General features: G+C 66.3%; 18 protein-coding genes, 2 tRNA genes and 2 pseudogenes. 14 read left to right on the top strand and 8 right to left on the bottom strand.

The window, feature by feature from the left end; translation table 11 throughout:
• Positions 1-110: 110 nt before the first annotated feature.
• The 4 genes from ACN2C7_RS06995 to ACN2C7_RS06980 form a co-directional block, all read right to left on the bottom strand.
• Entirely contained in the window at positions 111-479 is a 369-nt protein-coding gene (locus ACN2C7_RS06995; RefSeq protein ID WP_419320712.1) for a DUF1330 domain-containing protein, read from the bottom strand.
• A gap of 111 nt (positions 480-590) precedes the next feature.
• The gene (locus ACN2C7_RS06990; RefSeq protein ID WP_419320710.1) at positions 591-2,360 is read right to left on the bottom strand and encodes a DUF885 domain-containing protein; all 1,770 of its coding nucleotides are present in this window, start codon (positions 2,358-2,360) and stop codon (positions 591-593) included.
• A gap of 121 nt (positions 2,361-2,481) precedes the next feature.
• Positions 2,482-2,556, bottom strand: a tRNA-Gly gene (locus ACN2C7_RS06985).
• 45 nt (positions 2,557-2,601) lie between these two features.
• A tRNA-Gly gene (locus ACN2C7_RS06980) sits at positions 2,602-2,676 on the bottom strand.
• A 149-nt stretch (positions 2,677-2,825) separates the two neighbouring features.
• Here ACN2C7_RS06980 and ACN2C7_RS06975 point away from each other — a divergent pair.
• Positions 2,826-3,686 carry an SDR family oxidoreductase gene (locus tag ACN2C7_RS06975; protein WP_419320708.1) on the top strand — a complete coding sequence of 287 codons (861 nt, stop codon included), beginning with the start codon at positions 2,826-2,828 and terminating at the stop codon, positions 3,684-3,686.
• 112 nt (positions 3,687-3,798) lie between these two features.
• Positions 3,799-4,914, top strand: a complete 1,116-nt coding sequence (locus ACN2C7_RS06970; protein WP_419320706.1) for a DUF5694 domain-containing protein — start codon at positions 3,799-3,801, stop codon at positions 4,912-4,914.
• A gap of 138 nt (positions 4,915-5,052) precedes the next feature.
• Here the strand turns inward: ACN2C7_RS06970 and ACN2C7_RS06965 are convergent, their stop codons facing one another.
• Genes ACN2C7_RS06965 through ACN2C7_RS06955 form a run of 3 tightly spaced genes read right to left on the bottom strand, consistent with a single transcriptional unit; the run spans position 5,053 to position 6,539 of the window.
• On the bottom strand, positions 5,053-5,337 hold the full coding sequence (locus ACN2C7_RS06965; RefSeq protein WP_419320704.1) for a type II toxin-antitoxin system RelE/ParE family toxin: 285 nt from the start codon (positions 5,335-5,337) through the stop codon (positions 5,053-5,055).
• A 3-nt stretch (positions 5,338-5,340) separates the two neighbouring features.
• Positions 5,341-5,610, bottom strand: coding sequence for a CopG family ribbon-helix-helix protein (locus ACN2C7_RS06960; RefSeq protein ID WP_419320702.1), 270 nt, complete (start codon positions 5,608-5,610; stop codon positions 5,341-5,343).
• A 56-nt stretch (positions 5,611-5,666) separates the two neighbouring features.
• Complete coding sequence (locus tag ACN2C7_RS06955; RefSeq protein WP_419320700.1) at positions 5,667-6,539, bottom strand: alpha/beta fold hydrolase; 873 nt, start codon at positions 6,537-6,539, stop codon at positions 5,667-5,669.
• 54 nt (positions 6,540-6,593) lie between these two features.
• Here ACN2C7_RS06955 and ACN2C7_RS06950 point away from each other — a divergent pair, with 54 nt between their 5' ends.
• The 3 genes from ACN2C7_RS06950 to ACN2C7_RS06940 all read left to right on the top strand — a co-directional run bounded on the left by ACN2C7_RS06950 (position 6,594) and on the right by ACN2C7_RS06940 (position 9,230).
• A complete protein-coding gene (locus tag ACN2C7_RS06950; protein WP_419320698.1) occupies positions 6,594-7,775 on the top strand; it encodes a glycosyltransferase family 4 protein in 1,182 nt (393 codons plus the stop codon).
• Entirely contained in the window at positions 7,772-8,740 is a 969-nt protein-coding gene (locus tag ACN2C7_RS06945; protein WP_419320696.1) for a glycosyltransferase family 9 protein, read from the top strand. The genes ACN2C7_RS06950 and ACN2C7_RS06945 overlap by 4 nt, the downstream gene beginning before the upstream one ends.
• An 82-nt stretch (positions 8,741-8,822) precedes the next feature.
• Complete coding sequence (locus tag ACN2C7_RS06940) at positions 8,823-9,230, top strand: GIY-YIG nuclease family protein (RefSeq protein WP_419320694.1); 408 nt, start codon at positions 8,823-8,825, stop codon at positions 9,228-9,230.
• On the opposite strand, the gene ACN2C7_RS06935 is transcribed toward ACN2C7_RS06940, so the two are convergent.
• On the bottom strand, positions 9,227-9,832 hold the full coding sequence (locus ACN2C7_RS06935) for a YitT family protein (protein WP_419320692.1): 606 nt from the start codon (positions 9,830-9,832) through the stop codon (positions 9,227-9,229). The genes ACN2C7_RS06940 and ACN2C7_RS06935 overlap by 4 nt on opposite strands.
• Before the next feature lie 218 nt (positions 9,833-10,050).
• Between ACN2C7_RS06935 and infC the strand changes: the two genes are divergently transcribed.
• From infC to pheT, 9 genes and pseudogenes are all read left to right on the top strand, one after another.
• Positions 10,051-10,572, top strand: a complete 522-nt coding sequence (infC, locus tag ACN2C7_RS06930; protein ID WP_419255817.1) for a translation initiation factor IF-3 — start codon at positions 10,051-10,053, stop codon at positions 10,570-10,572.
• A gap of 161 nt (positions 10,573-10,733) precedes the next feature.
• Complete coding sequence (locus ACN2C7_RS06925) at positions 10,734-12,677, top strand: alpha/beta hydrolase family protein (RefSeq protein WP_419320690.1); 1,944 nt, start codon at positions 10,734-10,736, stop codon at positions 12,675-12,677.
• A 91-nt stretch (positions 12,678-12,768) separates the two neighbouring features.
• Entirely contained in the window at positions 12,769-13,980 is a 1,212-nt protein-coding gene (locus tag ACN2C7_RS06920; RefSeq protein ID WP_419320688.1) for an MFS transporter, read from the top strand.
• A 150-nt stretch (positions 13,981-14,130) separates the two neighbouring features.
• On the top strand, positions 14,131-14,331 hold the full coding sequence (gene rpmI / locus ACN2C7_RS06915; protein WP_007672148.1) for a 50S ribosomal protein L35: 201 nt from the start codon (positions 14,131-14,133) through the stop codon (positions 14,329-14,331).
• 15 nt (positions 14,332-14,346) lie between these two features.
• A complete protein-coding gene (gene rplT, locus ACN2C7_RS06910; protein ID WP_419254681.1) occupies positions 14,347-14,706 on the top strand; it encodes a 50S ribosomal protein L20 in 360 nt (119 codons plus the stop codon).
• A 116-nt stretch (positions 14,707-14,822) separates the two neighbouring features.
• Positions 14,823-15,212, top strand: a pseudogene (locus ACN2C7_RS06905) (hypothetical protein); the annotation flags it as partial.
• Positions 15,213-15,227: 15 nt separating this feature from the next.
• Positions 15,228-16,100, top strand: a pseudogene (gene pheS, locus ACN2C7_RS06900) (phenylalanine--tRNA ligase subunit alpha); the annotation flags it as partial.
• A complete protein-coding gene (locus ACN2C7_RS06895; RefSeq protein WP_419254679.1) occupies positions 16,100-16,432 on the top strand; it encodes a DHCW motif cupin fold protein in 333 nt (110 codons plus the stop codon). The pseudogene pheS and the gene ACN2C7_RS06895, both read left to right, overlap by 1 nt.
• Positions 16,433-16,435: 3 nt before the next feature.
• Entirely contained in the window at positions 16,436-18,835 is a 2,400-nt protein-coding gene (gene pheT, locus ACN2C7_RS06890) for a phenylalanine--tRNA ligase subunit beta (RefSeq protein ID WP_419320686.1), read from the top strand.
• The last annotated feature ends 153 nt before the right edge of the window (positions 18,836-18,988 follow it).

Here is an 18,988-nt window from a genome sequence, read left to right as displayed (position 1 = left end):
TCCCACTCCATCTGAGCCCGTATTAGAGTGTTTTCACCAGGGGGTTAGGGGGCGCGGACGGGCTTCGCTTACCCCCGAGGCGAGCCACCTTGCAGGTTCCGCCCGCCTGCTCAGCGCGCCGGAAACCGTGAAAAGGTCTCGGTTGAGGCCAGGATCAAATGGTCAGCCACAGCATTTTCGCGATGCAGATTGCCTCGGGCGTAGTCAGCGGACGTGACCATGTCGAGAAAGGCGGCGCGCGACGGATAGCGGACAAGGACGATGTAGTCCCACAGGACCGTGGAGGGCGGGCCAATCGCGACACCTTCAGGCTTGCCGCTCCAGAGAATTGCGCCGCCGAGCGCCTTGATCAAAGGCGCCGTATTGGCGCTGTATCGCAGATAGGCATCCCAGCCCGTGCCATCACCGTCGGCAGACTGGTCCCGAAAACGCAGGAAATTGACCATCACGACCGGGCCGTTGTCGGGCAGGTCGCGCACAAGCGCCTCATTGACGTGGACTGGCAGGGACATCGAACCGCCTCTCTCTGAACCTTCTTGCCTTGAACAGGTCTGCTGACGGACTTGCCGACATAACGCGGGCGACGACGGCTAGGGCTTTTGTTGCTCCACGATCCACGCGTCGATCTTTTGCTCCAGGAGCGCCATGGGCAGGGAGCCCTGCAAAAGCACGGCGTCGTGGAACTTGCGCTCGTCGAACCGGTCGCCAAGCGCGGTTTCGGCCCGCTTGCGCAGTTCGAGGATCTTCAGCTCACCGATCTTGTAGGCCACGGCCTGGCCAGGCCAGGACACGTAGCGGGCCAGCTCGACCTCGATATTGACCGGCGAGAGGGCGGTATTGTCGGTGAAACAGGCGCGCGCCTGCTCAAGGCTCCAGCGCTTCCAGTGGATGCCAGTGTCGGCCACCAGCCGGCAGGCCCGCCACATCTCGTAGGACAGGCGGCCGAACAGTTCATAGGGATCGCGATAGATCCCCATCTCCTCGCCCAGCCATTCGGAATAGAGGCCCCAGCCCTCTCCGAAGGCATTGAAATAGAGGCCCTTGCGGAACTCGGGCACATCCGTCTGCTCCTGGGCCAGAGAGGTCTGGGTGTGATGCCCGGGCGCGCCTTCATGCAGCACCAGGGCTGGCAACTCGTACAGCGCCCGCTGGTCCAGCTGGGAGGTGTTGATCATCAGCCCCCCGGCCCGTCCGACCTTGGGATCTCCGCCGAAGTAACGGCCCGTTGTGTAGCCCTTCTCGATGCTGGCCGGCACGGGCCGCACGCCATAGCTCAGACGCGGCAGCACGCCGAAATGGGCCGGCAGCTGGTCGTCGGCGCGCTTGGCGATCTCGCTGGCCTTTTCCAGCAGCTGCTGGCGGCTGGTCGCATAGAACTTGGGGTCCTTGCGCAGATAGGCGATGAATTCGGGCAGGGTCCCCTTGAAGCCGGTCTGGGTCATCACCGTCTGCATCCGGGCGCGAATGCGCGCCACCTCGCTGCGGCCGATGTCGTGGATCTGGTCGGGCGTCATGGCCGTGGTCGTGTGGCGACGGGCCAGGAAGGCGTAGTAGCGCTGGCCATCGGGCAGATCGACGGCGGCCAGGCTCCTGGCGGCCTTGGGCAGGTATTCGGTCTCCATAAAGGTGACGAAACCGGCCCGGGCCGGCGCGACCTTCTCAGCCAGAACCTTTTCGCCCTGGGCGATCAGCGCCGCCTTGCGGTCGGCGGGCACGCTGGCCGGCAGCGCACGCAGGGGCGCCAGCAGGGGCTCTTCCGCCACCGGGGTCGCCGCCGTGCGCCTGGCGCGATCGAGCACCGACTGGGCGGTGGGCGTGGCCTGAACGAAGCCGGTGGCGACGCCGCGCCGGGCATTGGCGATGTTGGCGTCGTACCAGTCAGGGGTCTTGGCCAGAAGCTCCAGCCACTTGGCGGCCTCGGCCTCGGACTTCAGCCGCATGCCGTTGGCGCGATACAGCAGGGTGACGTCGAAGCCGCCATCGCTGCTGAACGGCATGCGCGGCTCGTCGAACGACAGGCCCTCGATCCGCTCATCGAGCGTGAACTTCAGAAGCTGGGCTGTCAGTTGCTGGTCGGGCGTCAGGCCTTTCGTATCAAGGCCTTCCAGAAGACCCCGGGCCTCGACCAGCTTGGCCTTCCGCCGGGCGTCGGCTTCCGGCCCGACCGGCGGCAGGCGCCAGCGCTGGGCCTCGCTGCCACCGCCGTCGTCATCCTCGCCGCCGGCGGTGCTGGACTCATAGACCTTGATCGCCTGGGCCAGGCGATCATTAGCGACAGGCGCGGCCTGGGCGGCGCCCGCCAGCATGACGGCGGCGATCAGACTACCGGCGGCCCAGCGGCCAAGACGATGATCAAGCATGAGAGACCCCGAACACGATTACGGGGAAGGGTTAGATCAGGAATCCGCTCGGCGCCAAACCCTGTCGGGGTGGCGCGGTGCTCGCTGACGTAACTGACCTGTGGAAGGCTTTAGGAGAAATTGGAGCGGGCGAAGAGATTCGAACTCTCGACCCCAACCTTGGCAAGGTTGTGCTCTACCACTGAGCTACGCCCGCATCCTGATTTCTCGGGTCTCGTTCCACTCTCCAAGAGGGGAGAAATGGAGCGGGCGAAGAGATTCGAACTCTCGACCCCAACCTTGGCAAGGTTGTGCTCTACCACTGAGCTACGCCCGCATCGTGGAAGCGAAAGAACCGCCCCGCGACGAGGAGGCGGCTTATGGCAGAGCGATCTCCCCTTGGCAAGCGCCCTTTGAGGGGTTGCGGAGCACGGTCTTTCGAGGGCTCATTCAGCCCCTGTTTTTCAGGGTGGCGGAGCTTCCAACTTGCGTCTGTTCGTGTTCGGTCTGGGCTATGTCGGCGCGGCTTTCGCCCAGGCGCTGCGGGCCCGGGGCTGGGAAATCGCCGCCTCGACGCGCTCGCCGGAGCAGGCGGCGACGCTGCGGGCGGCCGGCATCGAACCCGCCGATCCCAGCGACCGTGACGCCATGGCCAAGGCCCTGACCGGGGTCAATGCGGTGCTGATCACCTCCCCGCCCGGCGAAGACGGCTGCGCGGCGCTGGAGTCGGTGATCCCGGCCCTGGCCCAGACGGGGGCCTTCCCGGACTGGATCGGCTATCTGTCGACCACGGGCGTCTATGGCGACTTCGACGGCCGCTGGGTGTTCGAGACCTCGCCGCTCAAGGCCCAGTCGGTCGAGGGCGCCCGCCGGGTCGGGGCCGAGCGCGACTGGCGCCAGGTCGGGCGCGGCATGGGCCTGACCGTGACCACCTTCCGCCTGCCCGGCATCTACGGCCCCGGCCGCAGCGCCCTGGACCGCCTGCGGGCCGGCGAAGGCCGCCGCCTGGTCAAGCCCGGCCAGGTGTTCAGCCGTATCCACCTGGACGACATTGTCTCGGGCCTGCTGGCCTCGCTGGACCAGCCCCGGGCGGGCGGCATCTATAACCTGTGCGACGACGAACCGGCCCCACCGCAGGACGTCATGGAATATGCCGCCAGGCTGCTGGGCGTCCCCGTGCCACCGGACCTGCCGTTTGACGCGTTGGGGATGTCGCCCGCCACGCGGCGGTTCTACGCCGAGAACAAGCGGGTCTCGAACGCCCTGGCCAAGGCGGAGCTGGGGTGGCGGCCGAAGTATCCGACCTATCGCGAGGGGCTGGCGGCGATCCTGGAGAACGGCGGCTGACAACCCGCACCCCTCTGGGATCCGGGATGCTGCGCCACATTAAATAAAATTCAGGCGCCTCCATTGGCCGCCTTTCGGGCCTCTAAGGTTGAGTAGCCATCGAGAGCGCCTCATGTTTCGCCCAGCACCCCAGCCTTTCCTTCGTCTTATGGTCGCGAGCGCCGCTGCGCTGGTGATGAGCACGGGCGCCGCAGTGGCGCAGGACTATCGGCCCAGCTTCCATCCCGACACGCTGAAGGGCCCGCCCGCCGGGAAGGTCAATGAAGTCCTGGTGCTGGGCACCACCCACCTCTCCGGTCTGCCCAAGACCTTCGACATGGCGCTGCTGGCCCCGCTGGTGGATCGCCTGGCGGCCTGGAAACCTACCGGCATCGCCACCGAGGACCTTTCGGGCCTGCAGTGCGACGCCCTGCGGCGCCATCCGGCCCGCTATGCCGATACGGTGAAGACCTATTGCTACGATCCGACCATGGCGGGCCAGGCCGTCGGCCTCGACGTGCCGGCGGCCAACGCCGAGGTCGAGCGCCTGCTGGCTGCGTGGCCCGCCCAGCCCAGCGCCGCCGAACGCCGACATCTGGCGGCCGTGTTCCTGGCGGCGGGCGAGCGAAACTCGGCCCTGGTGCAATGGCTGCGGCTGCCGCAGGCCGAACGCCTCGCCGGCGACGGCCTCAACGACGCACAGGCGACCTATCTGGAATCCTTGAAGACCCGCCGTAACGAGTCCAGCCAGATCTCGGCCGTGCTGGCCGCGCGCCTGGGCCATGAACGCCTGTGGAGTGTCGATGACCACTCGGCCGATACCCCTGACAGCAGCGACCCGGTCGAGCGGAAGGCCTTCGAGGCCGCGATCATGGCGGCGTGGAATAACCCCACCAACCAAGCCCGCCAAGCCCAGGAGGAGCGCCTGCAGGCTGGCCTGGAGAAGCCGGACGGCCTCCTGAACATCTACCGGGCCTACAACAGCGCCGACGCCCAGCTGATGGCCTTCAAGGGCGACTTCGGCGCGGCGTTCGTGGAGCCGTCGCCGCAGGGCTTCGGCCGGCGGTATCTGGGCTATTGGGAGACCCGCAACCTGCGCATGGTCGGCAATATCCGCGACGTGCTGGGCCAGCATCCCGGCATGCGGATGCTCGCCATCGTCGGGGCGTCGCACAAGGGCTACTACGAGGCCTATCTGAACCAGATGCACGACGTGCGCCTGGTCAGCGCCGACGCGGTGCTACGCTAGGATGGCGTGAGGGGCGACAGGGGGCGAAAGCGGGCCAGGGCAAGCACTCTCTAGCTCAAAGTCATCCCCCTGCTCCTCCCCCGGCCCGATAGCCGCCGCCAAGGCCAGGCTGGCGCCTTGAGTCGGATCTGCCGTTGACTAGAGATTTTCCGGCCAGCGTCTGGAGCCATGGAGCACGCGAAGAACCTCGATCTGCTCACCCTTCACCCGATAGGCCACGACGAACGGGCCTTTGGAGACCACGAGTTCACGAGCGCCGCCTCGACGGCCCGGCCGTCCAAGGTGGGGAAAATCCGCCAGCAATGCCACGGCCTCTACGATCCGGCTGACCTGCCTGGCGGCGGCTAGGGGTCTGTCTTGCGCGATCCACGCCCGGGCGAACACAAGATCGCGCAGGGCCAGATCCGTCCAGCAAACCCGCATGCGTCAGTCGCGACGGGGCATTGGGCGCTCGTTGGGCTGCCCCCACGACGCAACCCAGTCCGCAACCTCATCATGCTCGAAAAGGCGCCCTTCTTCGGCCGCACGCAGACCTTCGTCGATTGCGGCGTCCTGCCAGTCGCGCAGTTCGAGAAACTCACGCACAGCGCGCTCGACGACCACCGCTTTAGGCTGATCGAGCACCGCCGCCGTCTCCGTGAGACGACGATCCAGTTCACTATCGAGCTCAAGACTGAGAGGAGCGCTTTTTACCATCGGCCTTCCCGAACAAGTCGTGAACACAGCATAGGCCCGAGAGCGAAAAAGGCTAGCTATTCCTCATCAATCGGCGCGGCTCGCGCGACGATGCCCGTGGCTTCCAGACCCGCCGCATTGCGCAGGCGAGCCGCACGGGCCAGGCGCCGGGCGACCAGATCGCCCTCCTCCGGCGCGGCCAGGCCCCGGGCTTCCGACACCGCCGCCACCAGCCGTTCCAGGTCCTGCGGCCGCGACAGCCGGTGGTCGCCGTCCTTGATCAGGGTGAAGACCACGTCATCGCTCCTGAGCGCGTTGGCCAACTCCAGCGCGTGGGTCCAAGGCACGTCCGGATCGGCCCCGCCCTGCAACACGCGTACGGGAACATCGATCGGCACATCGCCCTGCAGGATCGACCACCGCGCGCCGTCCTCCAGAAGCTCGCGGGTGATGGCGTAGCCGCCGTCATCGTACTCCGAGGGCCTGACCCAGAAGCCGTCCTTCGCGATGGCCGCCCTGGCCTCTTCCGACAGTTCGGGCTCCATCAGTTTCTCGGTGAAATCCGGGGCCGGAGCGATCAGCACCATGGCCTTGACCCGCTCGGGCCGCGCAATCGCCGCCAGGCAGGCGATCCAGCCGCCCATCGACGAGCCGACCAGCACCAGCGGCCCTTCGGTCAGCTCATCGATCACCGCCAGGGCGTCCTGCCGCCAGCGGCTGATCGTGCCGTCCCGGAACGCGCCGTCCGACTCGCCGTGGCCGAAATAGTCGAAGCGCAGATAGGCCCCGCCCGTCGCCTGCGCATGATCGGCCAGAACCTGAGCCTTGGTCCCGGTCATGTCGGAGTGGAACCCGCCCAGCCAGACCACCGTGGGCCCCTCGCCGGCCACAAGACGGTAAGCCAGACGCTGATTGTCGGCTCGAACCAGAAAGTCCGGGTATTCGGTCATGGCGCGGCCTTGATCCTTTCGCTAACTAAACTCGTCATCTCATCCGAGAGTCGCGTGCCCGCACTTCCCGCCGATTTCACCTTGCTGCAGGTTACCCCCGAACTGGAAACGGGCGGCGCTGAGCAGACGACGATAGATGTCGCCCACGCCGTCGTGGCGCAAGGCGGCAAGGCGTTGGTCGCGACAAAGGGCGGACGCATGGCCTCGCGACTGGAAGCCGACGGCGGCCGTCTGGCCCAGATGCCGGCCCAGACCAAGAACCCGCTGATCATGCTGGGCAACGCCGCGCGGCTGATCGACCTGATCCGCCGCGAGAAGGTGACCCTGGTCCACGCCCGCTCCCGCGCCCCGGCTTTCAGCGCCCTGTGGGCCGCCCACGCCACCAAGGTGCCGTTCGTGGCCACCTATCACGGCGTCTATAATGCCCGCTCGAACCTCAAGCGCTGGTACAATGCGGTGATGACCAAGGGTGACCTGGTGATCGCCAATTCCGAATACACCCGCGCGCATGTGATCAAGGAACACGGCATTGATCCCGACCGCGTGGTGGCCATCCCGCGCGGCGTGGACCTGACCCGCTTTGAACCCGGCATGGTCAGCGCCGACCGGATCGAAGCCCTGCGCAAGGCCTGGGGGATCGCCGCCGATGAGCGCCGCCTCAAGGTGCTGCTGGCCGGCCGCCTGACCCGCTGGAAAGGCCAGGCCCTGCTGATCGAGGCCATGGCTCAGCTCAAGGCCGCCGGCGGCGCCCGGGTGCTGCTGCTGCTGGTCGGCGACGATCAGGGCCGCAAGGCCTATCGCGCCGAGCTGGAAGCCCAGATCGCCGCTGCGGGCCTGCAGGATGACGTCAAGATCGTCGGCCATTGCGATGACATGCCCGCCGCCTATCTGCTGGCCGACCTGGCCATAGCGCCCTCGCTGGAACCCGAGGCCTTCGGCCGCACGGCGGTCGAGCCGCAGGTGATGGGACGCCCCGTTCTGGCCGCCGATCACGGCGCCGCGCGCGAGACCGTTCTGCCCGGCGAAACCGGCTGGCTGGTCGCGCCGGGTGACGCACAGGCCTGGGCCGCCGCACTGGTCACGGCCCGCGACGCCGGCGCGGCGACTCGCCAGACCATGGGTCAGACGGCCCGGGCTCGCGCCCGGCGGTTGTATTCGGTGGACGCCATGTGCGAAGCCACCTTGAACGTCTATGCGCGCGTGCTGGAAGCCAGAGTTTTGGAGCGGAGACCGTGAGTAAGGAAATCAAGAAGGTCCTGGTGATCAAGCTGGGGGCCCTTGGCGATTTCGTTCTCGCTCTGGCGGCGATGAAGAAGATTCGCGAGGCCCATCCCAAGGCCAAGATCACCCTTCTGACCACCCCCCCGTTCGAAGCCCTCGCCAAGCTCAGCCCCTATTTCAATACGGTCGAGACCGACGGGCGTCCCGAAGACTTCGCCGACCTGACCCGGATGCTGGGCCGGCTGCGCAAGGCCCGCTACGACCGGGTCTATGACCTGCAGACCAACAGCCGCACCAACTGGTACTTCCAGGCCCTGCGGCCGTTCGCGCCGCAATGGAGCGGCATCGCCTTTGGCTGCTCCCTGCCCCAGCGCAGCAAGACACGGCAGACCATGCACACCCTGGAGCGTCAGGCCGACCAGCTGCGCGCCGCCGGCATCTGGCCAGACGCCCCAACCGAGCATGGCAACGCCCCGCCGCCGGACCTGTCGTGGATCCTGCGCCGCCACAAGGACGCCCGCCCCGTGGCCGGCGCCGCCACGCCGCGTCCCTATGTGCTGTTCGTGCCCGGCGGCTCGGCCCACCGGCCGGAAAAGCGCTGGCCCGTCGAGGCCTTCGCCCAGCTGGGCTCGCTGCTGAAGGCCCGTGGCCTGGACATCGTGATCATCGGCGGGCCGCAGGAAAGCGCCATGGCGCGGCAGATCCAGAAGTCTGTCGGCCAGGCCCGCGACCTGACCGGCCGCACCGATTTCGCCCAGCTGGCCGTGCTGGGCGCCAAGGCGGCGCTGGTGGTCGGCAATGACACCGGCCCCACGCATCTGCTGGCCGCCGCCGGCGCCCCGACCATCGCCCTGTTCTCCGATGCCTCCGACCCCGACCTCTGCGGTCCGCGCGGCCACGTGGCGGTGATCCGCTCACCCGACCTGAAGGCCCTGCCCGTCTCGACGGTGGCCAGCGCGGCGATGAGCCTGCTGCCCTAACCCGTACTGTCATCCCGGGCGAAGCGAAGCGCAGACCCGGGACCGCCAAATTCACGATGAGCCACTACCCTTTTGCGATACCGTGAACTACGCTCTCGTAATGCGAGAGCATTCCTACGCCGTCTATCTGATGACCAATACGCGTCGCGGCGTGCTCTACGTCGGCGTCACATCAGATCTTGCTTCTCGCGCCGCTCAGCATCGTGAGGGCGCGACGGGCGGGTTCACCCGCCGGCACGGCTGCAGTCGCCTCGTTTGGTTTGAAATTCACACGGATATCGAAGCCGCGATCCGTCGCGAAAAGCTCATCAAGCGCTGGAAAAGAGCCTGGAAGTTTGAACTGGTGGAGGCACGCAATCCGCACTGGGTCGACTTGCTTCCAGCCCTGCTTGGCGAAGCTGAGTATCCTTGGCCGGAACCGGCAGCTATCCCGGGGTGTGGCGGTCCCGGGTCTTCGCTGCGCTTCGCCCGGGATGACAACAAAAGTTAGTACCCCGCGTAGCGCCCCGGCCGGTGATTGGCGATGATCACCGCGCTCAGCGCCACCGCCGACAGAATCGACAACAGCAGCTTTGCCGGGCTGATCACCGCAAAAGCGGCCGCGACGACCAGGCAATCGGCGATCATCTGCACCTTGCCGGCGCTGATCCCGCGCTTTTCCTGAAGATACAGCGCCAGCACGCCCACGCCGCCGACGCTGGAGCGATGCCGCGCCAGGGCCAGGATGCCCATGCCGATGATCGTGCCGCCGAACATCGCCGCGAAGACCGGGTCCACGCCCTCGACCTGCAGCCAGTGCGGCATGCCCAAAGCCAGGCCCGCCAGCAGCAGGTTGGTGGCCAGGGTCTTGATCGTGAAGTCCCGCCCCAGGGCCCGGTAAGCCAAGGCGTAGAAGGGAATATTGAGCACCAGGAACACCGTCCCAACGGGCCAGTCGGTCAGGTAGGAGACGATCAGGGCCACGCCCGCGACCCCGCCGGTGACGAGCCCGGCGGCCTTCAGCAGGGTCAGGCCCACGGCGATGAAACTGGAGCCGATCAGCAGGGCGTGGATGTCTTCGATCGGGGTGTGTCGGTGCGTGTTGGCGGGCAAGGCGGGTCAATATCCGTCAGCGAAAAACCAGGTTCCCGCCCGACCGTTTCCGTCCCGGATACGCCTTGCGCCCAAAAGGATTGGCTGCGCTGGCGCCTGTTTGGTTCGCGCCGCTTGATAGGGGGCGCCCGACAGGTCATATATCATCTTCTCGCAGCGCGCCTTCGCGCAGCGCGACTACCTTCAACTGTACCGGAGCCGCCCCTATTCGCCGTCCTATGCAAACGCCGCCCGTCAAAGACGGACCGCGTATCAACGATGAAATCCGCGTCCCACGCGTCCTGCTGATCGACCAAAACGGCGAGAAGCAAGGCGAGATGCCGACCGCCTCCGCCCTCGAAGCGGCGGAAGAAGCTGGTCTGGACCTGGTGGAAATCGTTCCGAACGCCAATCCTCCCGTCTGCAAGATCCTGGACTACGGCAAGTTCAAGTTCCAGGAGCAGAAGAAGAAGAACGAGGCGCGCAAGCGGCAGAAGATCGTCGAGCTCAAGGAAATCAAGCTCCGCCCGAACATCGATATCCACGATTACGAGGTCAAGACCAAGGCCATGACCCGGTTCTTCGAGGAGGGCGACAAGGTCAAGGTCACCCTGCGCTTCCGCGGCCGTGAAATGGCTCACCCCGAGCTGGGCATGAAGCTGCTGATCAAGGTGAAGACCGACTTCGAGGAAATCGCCAAGGTCGAGTACGAGCCGCGCATGGAAGGCCGGCAGATGATCATGATCCTGGCGCCGCGCTAGGCGCTTCGTTTCGGATCCTGCATTCCAGATCAACGCCCCGGCTCTCGCCGGGGCGTTTTTCGTTTCCGGCCTCGACTTTATCAAGATCAACCATCAAGGCCGCTCGACACGAACACGCGTCTTGATAGAGTTCCCTTCAGGGTTTGGGGGGATGAGACAGCGTGTTTGGCAAGAACTTGGCCGTCGCGGCGGCATGTGTGGCGATAAGCGCAGGAACCGCGCGCGCCGAGGAAAAGATCCCGCTCGCCGCCTATGGACGTTTGCCCAATGTGGAGGGCATCGAAATCTCTCCGGACGGCAAGATGCTGGCGGTGACGGTCACCAATGGCGAGCATCGCGTTCTGACGGTTCGCAAGACCGACGGGACCAGCGTCGCCGGCTTGAACATGGGCGCGGCCAAGCTGCGCGATGTGCAATGGGCCGGCCAGGATCATCTGGTGGTGATCGTGTCGCAGGCCGCCAAGGTCGCGGACGTATCGGGGCCTCAGCACGAATACTTCATGGCCATGGACTTCAACCTGACCACCGGAAAGCAGACGGGACTGCTTAACGGTAAGTCCAATTCGATGAACCTGGCCGGGGCGATGAACGTGGTGCTCGCCTACCCGATGATCCGCACGGTCGACGGCGCGCCACATGCTTTCCTGGAAGGCATCCGCTTCGTGGACAATGTCGGCGTGAACACGCTGTACCGCGTCAACCTTGCGAACGGCCTGACCCGCATCACCGACTACAGCGGCGAACCCAACACCGATGGCTGGCTGGTGGACACCGAGGGCAAGCCGGCCGCGATGTCACTCTATGATCAGGAAAAGGGCGTCTGGCTGCTGAAGTTACGGATCGACGAACGCTGGCAAGAGGTGGAACGCGTCGTTACGCCCATGGGGTCGTATGGCTTGTCCGGCTTTGGTCGCGACGGCAAGTCGGTGCTGGTCAGCATGACCAACGACAAGAACGAGTCCTTCCTTCGTGAATATGGTCAGGACGGTTCCAAGACGGATTTGCCGCAACTGGGCGGACTTCTGCACGATCCGAATGACCTCAAGCTTCTGGGCGGTGTGAACCTGACCGGCGACGACCTAGTCTATTCCTTTTTCGACGCCAAAAGCCAGGCGACCTGGAACGCCGTGACCAAGGCCTTCAAGGGCAGCATCGTCGGCCTGGCCTCATGGTCCCAGGATCGCCGCAAGGTGGTGGTGAGGGTCGATTCGCCCGTCGCCGGCCCGGGCTACGCTCTGGTCGATCTGGACGCCAAGAGCGCCAATTGGCTCGGCAATATCTATCTCGGCGTGCCGCCCCAGGGGGTCTCCCCGGTGAAAGCCATCCGCTATAAGGCCAAGGATGGCTTGGAGATCAGCGGCTATCTCACCCTGCCGCGTGGAAAGGCCGTCACGAACCTGCCGCTGGTGGTGCTACCGCACGGCGGACCGGAGGGACGCGACTCGCCTGGCTTCGATTGGTGGGCCCAGGCCCTGGCCTCGCGCGGCTACGCGGTCCTGCAGCCCAACTTCCGAGGCTCGGAAGGGTTCGGCTGGGACTTCGTCAAGGCGGGCTTTGGCGAATGGGGCAAGAAGATGCAGACCGACCTGTCGGACGGGGTACGCGACCTGGCCGCTCAGGGCCTGATCGATCCCAAGCGGGTTTGCATAGTCGGCGGGTCCTATGGCGGCTACGCGGCCCTGGCCGGCGCGACGCTCGATAAAGACGTCTATCGCTGCGCGGTCTCGATCGCAGGGCCCAGCGACCTTCAGCGCATGTTGCAGGACAATCAGCGGATGTGGCAGTTCACCGGCAACTCCACCCTGCGCTACTGGCTGCGTTTCATGGGCGGCGACCGCGTCAAGGATCCTGACCTCGCCGCGATCTCGCCCGCCCGCCTGGCCGACAAGGTCGAGATCCCGATCCTGCTGATCCACGGCAAGGACGACACGGTCGTGCCCTATGTACAGAGCCAGATCATGGCTTCGGCCTTGAAGAAGGCCGGAAAGTCCGTGGAGCTGGTGACGCTGGAAGGCGAGGATCACTGGCTATCCAGTGGCGCCACCCGCCTGACCATGCTGACCTCGACGGTGGACTTCCTGGAAAAGCACAATCCGCCGAACTGACGCGCGCTGGCTATAGCGGCTCGCGAGCGAAGTTTTGGTCGTCTGCCACCGCCAAAAGGCGTATTCGGGCGGCCCTTCGAAAGCGCCGACCATGTCCTCGACCGCCTCTCCCGCGTCGTCCGCCCACAGCGAGCGCGCGCTCTACGTCCTGCTGCTGGTGGTGTTCATCAACCTGGTGGGCTTTGGCCTGGTCATTCCGCTGCTGCCCTTCTATGCGCAGTCGCTGAAGGCGGAGCCCTGGCAGATCACGGCGCTGTTCTCGGCCTACAGCCTGGGACAGTTCTTCGCCGAGCCGTTCTGGGGCCGGCTGTCGGACCGAATTGGCCGGCGGCCGGTGCTGATCGTCACCATCCTGGCCAACACGCTTTCCTATGTCGCCCTGGCCTTCGCCCCGACCATCTGGATCGCCTTCGCCATCCGCCTGATCGGCGGGTTCGCGACCGGCAATATCTCGACCATCCAGGGCTACATGGCCGACGTCACCCCGCCGGAGAAGCGGGCGGGCCGCATGGGCCTGCTCGGAGCGGCCTTCGGCGCCGGCTTCGTGGTCGGCCCGGCCCTGGGCGGCCTGCTGGCCCACCCGGAGGCCGGACGCCTGGGGTTCCAGATCCCGCTGTTCGTGGCCGCCGGCATGGCGGCCCTAGCCTCGCTGGGCGTCTTTCTGTTCGTCGTCGAAAGCCGCTCGCCCAGCGCCCCCGGCGCGGCGAGGCCCCACCGGCGCGAGGCCCTGCAGGCGGCCATGGCCAGCCCGATCCTGAGTCGGGTGCTGCTGGTCACCCTGGTCTCGACCGCCGCCTTCGCCGGCATGGAGTCGGTGTTTGGCCTGTGGACCCACGCCCGGTTCAACTGGGGCCCGCGCGAGGTTGGCCTGTGCTTCGCGGTGATCGGGGTGGTCGCCTCCATCGGTCAGGGGGCCGTGACCGGCCGGCTGGCGCGGCGCTTTGGCGAGCCGCTGGTGCTGACCACCGGCCTGTCGATCATCGCCGTGACCCTGTTCCTGACCCCCTTCGTGCCTAGCGCCGCCCTGGTGCCGGTGATCGTCGGGGGCACGGCCTTTGGCCAGTCGCTGGTCTTTCCCTGCGTGGCGGCCCTGATCTCGCGCAACACCCCGCCCGACCGCCAGGGCGAGATGCTTGGCCTGAACATGGCGGCCGGCTCTCTGGCCCGCATGGTCGGCCCCCTGATCGCCGGGTCGCTGTTTGGCCTCGCCATCGGCGGACCCTACTGGTTCGGCGCGGCCCTGATGCTGCCCGCCGTCTGGCTGGGCGTGACCCTGGTGGGCCGCGCCAAAGCGGCGGCCTGAGCGGCGCCGCGCCAGTGCGGTCTGTCCGCCCTTGCCTTCCCCGACTCTTTCCCGTACTAACCCCGCCTTTCCGGAACCGCCTGGCTTATTGGCATGCCATGGCGGTTCGTCTTGCTATCCCAGAGGACAGGGCGAAAGCCCTGACGCGAAATGCCTAAGTTGAAGACCAAGTCAGGCGCGAAGAAGCGCTTCAAGATCACGGCCACGGGCCTGCTGAAAGCCGGCGTCGCCGGCAAGCGTCACCGTCTGATCGGCCACAACGGCAAGTACATCCGCCAAAACCGCGGCACGAAGGTCATGAGCGAATCCGACGCCAAGACCATCCGTTCGTACCTGCCCTACGGCCTTTAAGAGGAGCGCTGACACATGGCTCGCGTCAAAAGGGGCGTTACCGCCCACGCCAAGCACAAGAAGGTTCTTGAGCAGGCAAAAGGCTTCTACGGTCGCCGCAAGAACACCATCCGCACCGCCAAGGCCGCCGTCGACAAGGCCGGCCAGTACGCCTACCGCGACCGCAAGGTCCGCAAGCGCGCGTTCCGTTCGCTGTGGATTCAACGCATCAACGCCGGCGCCCGCACCGAGGGCTTCACCTACTCGCAGTTTATCCACGGCCTGGACGTGGCGGGTATCGTGATCGACCGTAAGGTCCTCTCGGATATCGCGGGTCAAGACCCGGCTGCGTTCAAGGCCATTGCTGACAAGGTCCGCACCGCCCTGGCCGCCTAAGGTCTTTTTCGGGTTCGTCCCGATTGCGATCTAAGAAAAGCCCTCCGGTGCCAACCGGGGGGCTTTTTGCTGCGCGTGATGTTCCAACAATTATCAAAACGGCATAGACAACCGCCATGACTGATAAGCTCTCCACCTCAACGAATTTGGCCGCATCTGCAGTCTCCGACATGCAGAAAAAGCTAGAGATCGCCCAAGGCGTCACGAAAGCGCTAGAGCGCATAGGTGGAGCGTCAGCTCTGCAGAAAATCGTCGCGCGACAAGGAGAGTTTGTCGCTCGGATAGAAAAAATCGGCTCCATCACATCGTTAGAAGCGATAGGACAAGCCGTCGCAAATACTAATGCCATTATCGAGTCGAGCGACCGAAATATCATTAAATCACTACAGATAGATACTCTTGGAAAAAATGGCATTATTGCGGGACTATTCAGGTACGCCTCCAGCTTACCATCGGATCAAAAGGTAGACTTCGCCGCGCCTGTGAGCGACATTCGAGACATTGCTCTAACTGCTGTAGCGGAGAAGGTCGCAGCCCTCGAGGCTGCCGAGCTGGACGCGCGCCTGGCCAGCGAGACCCTGGATCTGACCCTGCCGGCCCCCTATCGCCGCAAGGGCAGCGTCCATCCCACCATGCAGACCCTGGACGAGATGGTCGCCATCTTCGCCGAGATGGGCTTCGCGGTGGCCGAAGGGCCCGACATCGACGACGACTTCCACAATTTCACGGCCCTGAACTTCCCGCCCAAGCACCCGGCGCGGGAGATGCACGACACCTTCTTCTTCAATCCGAAGACCAACGCCGACGGCTCCGACGGCGAGCGCATGCTGCTGCGCACCCACACCTCGACGGTGCAGGTGCGGACCATGATGTCGCAAAAGCCACCGATCCGGATCATCGCTCCGGGCCGCACCTATCGCTGCGACAACGACGCCACCCACACGCCGGTGTTCCACCAGGTCGAGGGCCTGGTGATCGACAAGGGCATCCACATGGGCCACCTGAAGTGGACCCTGGAAACCTTCTTGGCGCGGTTCTTCGAGACCGACGCGGTGACCACCCAGTTCCGTCCGCACCACTTCCCGTTCACCGAGCCCTCGGCCGAGATGGACGTGCAGTGCGACCGCTCGGGCGGCGAGATCAAGATCGGCCAGGGCACGTCGTGGCTGGAAATCCTGGGCTGCGGCATGGTTCACCCCAATGTGCTGCGCGCCTGCGGGATCGATCCGGACGAGTACCAGGGCTTTGCCTTCGGCATGGGCGTCGACCGACTGGGGATGCTGAAATACGGCATGCCCGACCTGCGCGACATGTGGTCGTCCGACAGCCGCTGGCTGGCCCACTACGGCTTCAGCGCCTTCGCCGCGCCGAACGCCGCCAGCGGCCTCAGCTGATGCAGCTTCCCGCCAGTCCCTTCACCGCCGTCGACTGGTCGCAAATCGAACCCACCGTCCACCCGGGCGAGAGGGGCGAAGCGACTTGGCGCACGCTCAATGTCGGCGACATGCGCCTGCGTCGCGTCGACTATTCGCCGGACTATCTCGCCGATCACTGGTGCGACCGCGGCCATGTGATCTTCGTGCTGGAAGGCGAACTGACCAGCGAGCTGAAGGATGGTCGCAAGACGGTCCTGACCGCCGGCATGAGCTATCACGTCTCCGACTTCGGCGACCCCGCCCACCGCTCGTCGACCTCGGTCGGCGCCAAGCTTTTCATCGTAGACTGAACCATGAAATTCACCCTCTCCTGGCTCAAGGATCACCTCGACACCGAGGCCTCCGCCACTGACGTCGTCGCCGCCATGACCATGGCCGGCCTCGAGGTCGAGCACGTCACCGATCCGGCGACCAAGCTGGCCGCCTTCACGGTCGCCAGGATCGTGGAAGCCGTGCAGCATCCCAACGCCGACCGCCTTCGCGTCTGCCAGGTCGACACCGTCGACGGCATGAAGGAGATCGTCTGCGGCGCGCCCAACGCCCGCGCGGGCCTGACCACCATCTATGCCCCGATCGGCGCCTATGTGCCGGGCCTGGGCGTCACCCTGGTCGAGAAGCCGGTGCGCGGCGTCGTCTCCAACGGCATGCTGTGCTCGGCTTCCGAGCTGGAGGCCGCCAGCGAGAGCGACGGCATCATGGAGCTGCCGGACGACCTGGCTGTGGGCACGCCCGCAGCTTCGGCGCTGGGCATGGAAGCCGTCATCGACTTCGAGGTCACCCCCAACCGCCCCGACTGGCTGGGCGTCGCCGGCATCGCCCGCGACCTGGCCGCCGCCGGCGTCGGGACGCTGAAGGACCTGTCGATCGTTTCCGTGCCGGGAACCTTCCCCTGCCCGATCACCGTCAAGGTCGATGGCGAAGCCTGTCCGGTGTTCGCCGGTCGCCTGATCAGGGGCGTCAAGAACGGCCCGTCGCCCAAGTGGCTGCAGGACCGTCTTCTGGCCATCGGTCTGCGCCCGATCAGCGCCCTGGTCGATATCACCAACCTGATCACCTACGACCGCGCCCGGCCGCTGCACGTCTATGATGTGGCCAAGCTGTCGGGGACCGAAATCTCGACCCGTCTGGGCCGCCACGGCCTGAACGGCGACGAACATCTGATCGCTCTGGACGGCAAGACCTACGAGCTGACGCCCGACATGTCGGTGATCTCCGACGCCTCGGGCGAACGCCCGATCGGCCTGGGCGGCGTGATGGGCGGCGAAAGCACCGGCTGCTCGGAAGAGACAGTCGATGTCTTCGTCGAGAGCGCCTGGTTCGAACCGATCCGCACCGCCCAGACCGGCCGCACCACCGGCATCAACAGCGACGCCCAGTACCGCTTCGCCCGCACGGTCGACACCCACTCGCCGGTTCCCGGTATCGAGCTGGCTACCCGGCTGATCCTCGACCTCTGCGGCGGCGAGCCGTCAGAGATCGTGGTCGCTGGCCAGGCTCCGGCCGCGCCGGCCGGCTTCGCGTTCGAGCCCGACTATGTCGAGGAACTGTCAGGCCTGGCGGTGACGCCCGACCAGACGCGCCAGATCCTGTCGGACCTGGGCTTCGACATCGTGCTGGGTTCGCCCTGGACCGTAACGCCGCCGACCTTCCGCCGTGACGTGGAAGGCAAGGCCGATCTGGTCGAAGAGGTCGCCCGCATCGCCGGCTATGGCGCCCTGCCCTCGACGCCCCTGCCCGAGGTTCCCCGCGCCGTCGGCGGCGTCCTGACCGCCAAACAGGCCCGCAGCCGTCTGGCCCGTCGCGCCCTGGCCGCCGCCGGCTATGCCGAGGCCCTGACCTGGAGCTTCACCAACCAGAAGATCGCGACGCTGTTCGGCGGCGGCGCGGCCGAGCTGGTGCTGGCCAATCCGATCGCCTCGGACCTGGACTGCATGCGCCCGTCCTTGCTGCCCAACCTGATCGAGGCCGCCGGCCGCAACGCCCGCAAGGGCTTCCCCGACGCGGCCCTGTTCGAGATCGGCCCCACCTTCCACGGCGACCGTCCGGCCGACCAGCGCACCGTGGTGGCGGCGATCATCGCCCCGCACGCGCCGCGCGGCTGGGCCAGGACGGCGCAGGACGACCTGTTCACCGTCAAGGCCGACCTGCTGGCCCTGCTGGAAGAACTGGGCGCGCCGGTCGACAAGCTGCAAACGGCGCAAGGCTCGGCCTCGTCCTGGTGGCATCCGGGCCGCTCGGCGCGGCTGCAGCTGGGTCCCAAGGCGGTGATGGCCGAGTTCGGCGAACTGCATCCGGCCGTGCTCAAGGCGCTGGACGTGGCCGGCCCGGTTTATGGCTTCGAGATCACCCTGGAAGCCATCCCCGAGCCGAAGAAGAAAGCCCACAAGTCAAAGGCCGCCTTCTCGCCCTCGCCGCTGATGCCCCTGACCCGCGACTTCGCCTTCCTGGTCGAAAAGACCAAGGCCGCCGGCGATCTGGTCAAGGCCGCAGCCGGCGCCGACAAGGCGCTGATCACGGCCGTGCGGGTGTTCGACGTCTATGACGGCGCCGGCGTGCCCGACGGCTTCAAGTCGGTGGCGCTCGAGGTGGTGGTGCAGCCGCGCGAAGCCACCCTGACCGACGCCGACATCGAGGCGCTGTCAGGCCGCATCGTGGCGGCGGCCGAGAAGGCCGGCGGCAAGCTGCGGAGCTAACCCAAAGTCCTCCCCCTAGCGGGGGAGGTGTCGCCGCAGGCGACGGAGGGGGAAGTGCTGCTGAGTCATTGCGGTCTTCCCCCGCCGGCCTCCGGCCGCCTCCCCCTTCAGGGGGAGGACCTGGCCGGCGCTCTGCCCAAATTCCGGGCGCCC

The organism is Caulobacter sp. ErkDOM-E (assembly GCF_048541895.1).
Taxonomy (GTDB): Bacteria; Pseudomonadota; Alphaproteobacteria; order Caulobacterales; family Caulobacteraceae; genus Caulobacter.
The sequence above is the reverse complement of the archived record's forward strand: the minus strand, read 5'-3'. Positions and strand labels throughout refer to the sequence as shown.

Coding starts and splice junctions, on each gene's coding strand:
- ACN2C7_RS06990 (WP_419320710.1), bottom strand. CDS start 2,360: ATGCTTGATCATCGTCTTGGCCGCTGGGCCGCCGGTAGTCTGATCGCC.
- ACN2C7_RS06970 (WP_419320706.1), top strand. CDS start 3,799: ATGTTTCGCCCAGCACCCCAGCCTTTCCTTCGTCTTATGGTCGCGAGC.
- ACN2C7_RS06965 (WP_419320704.1), bottom strand. CDS start 5,337: ATGCGGGTTTGCTGGACGGATCTGGCCCTGCGCGATCTTGTGTTCGCC.
- ACN2C7_RS06960 (WP_419320702.1), bottom strand. CDS start 5,610: ATGGTAAAAAGCGCTCCTCTCAGTCTTGAGCTCGATAGTGAACTGGAT.
- ACN2C7_RS06955 (WP_419320700.1), bottom strand. CDS start 6,539: ATGACCGAATACCCGGACTTTCTGGTTCGAGCCGACAATCAGCGTCTG.
- infC (WP_419255817.1), top strand. CDS start 10,051: ATGCAAACGCCGCCCGTCAAAGACGGACCGCGTATCAACGATGAAATC.
- ACN2C7_RS06920 (WP_419320688.1), top strand. CDS start 12,769: ATGTCCTCGACCGCCTCTCCCGCGTCGTCCGCCCACAGCGAGCGCGCG.
- rpmI (WP_007672148.1), top strand. CDS start 14,131: ATGCCTAAGTTGAAGACCAAGTCAGGCGCGAAGAAGCGCTTCAAGATC.
- rplT (WP_419254681.1), top strand. CDS start 14,347: ATGGCTCGCGTCAAAAGGGGCGTTACCGCCCACGCCAAGCACAAGAAG.
- ACN2C7_RS06895 (WP_419254679.1), top strand. CDS start 16,100: ATGCAGCTTCCCGCCAGTCCCTTCACCGCCGTCGACTGGTCGCAAATC.
- pheT (WP_419320686.1), top strand. CDS start 16,436: ATGAAATTCACCCTCTCCTGGCTCAAGGATCACCTCGACACCGAGGCC.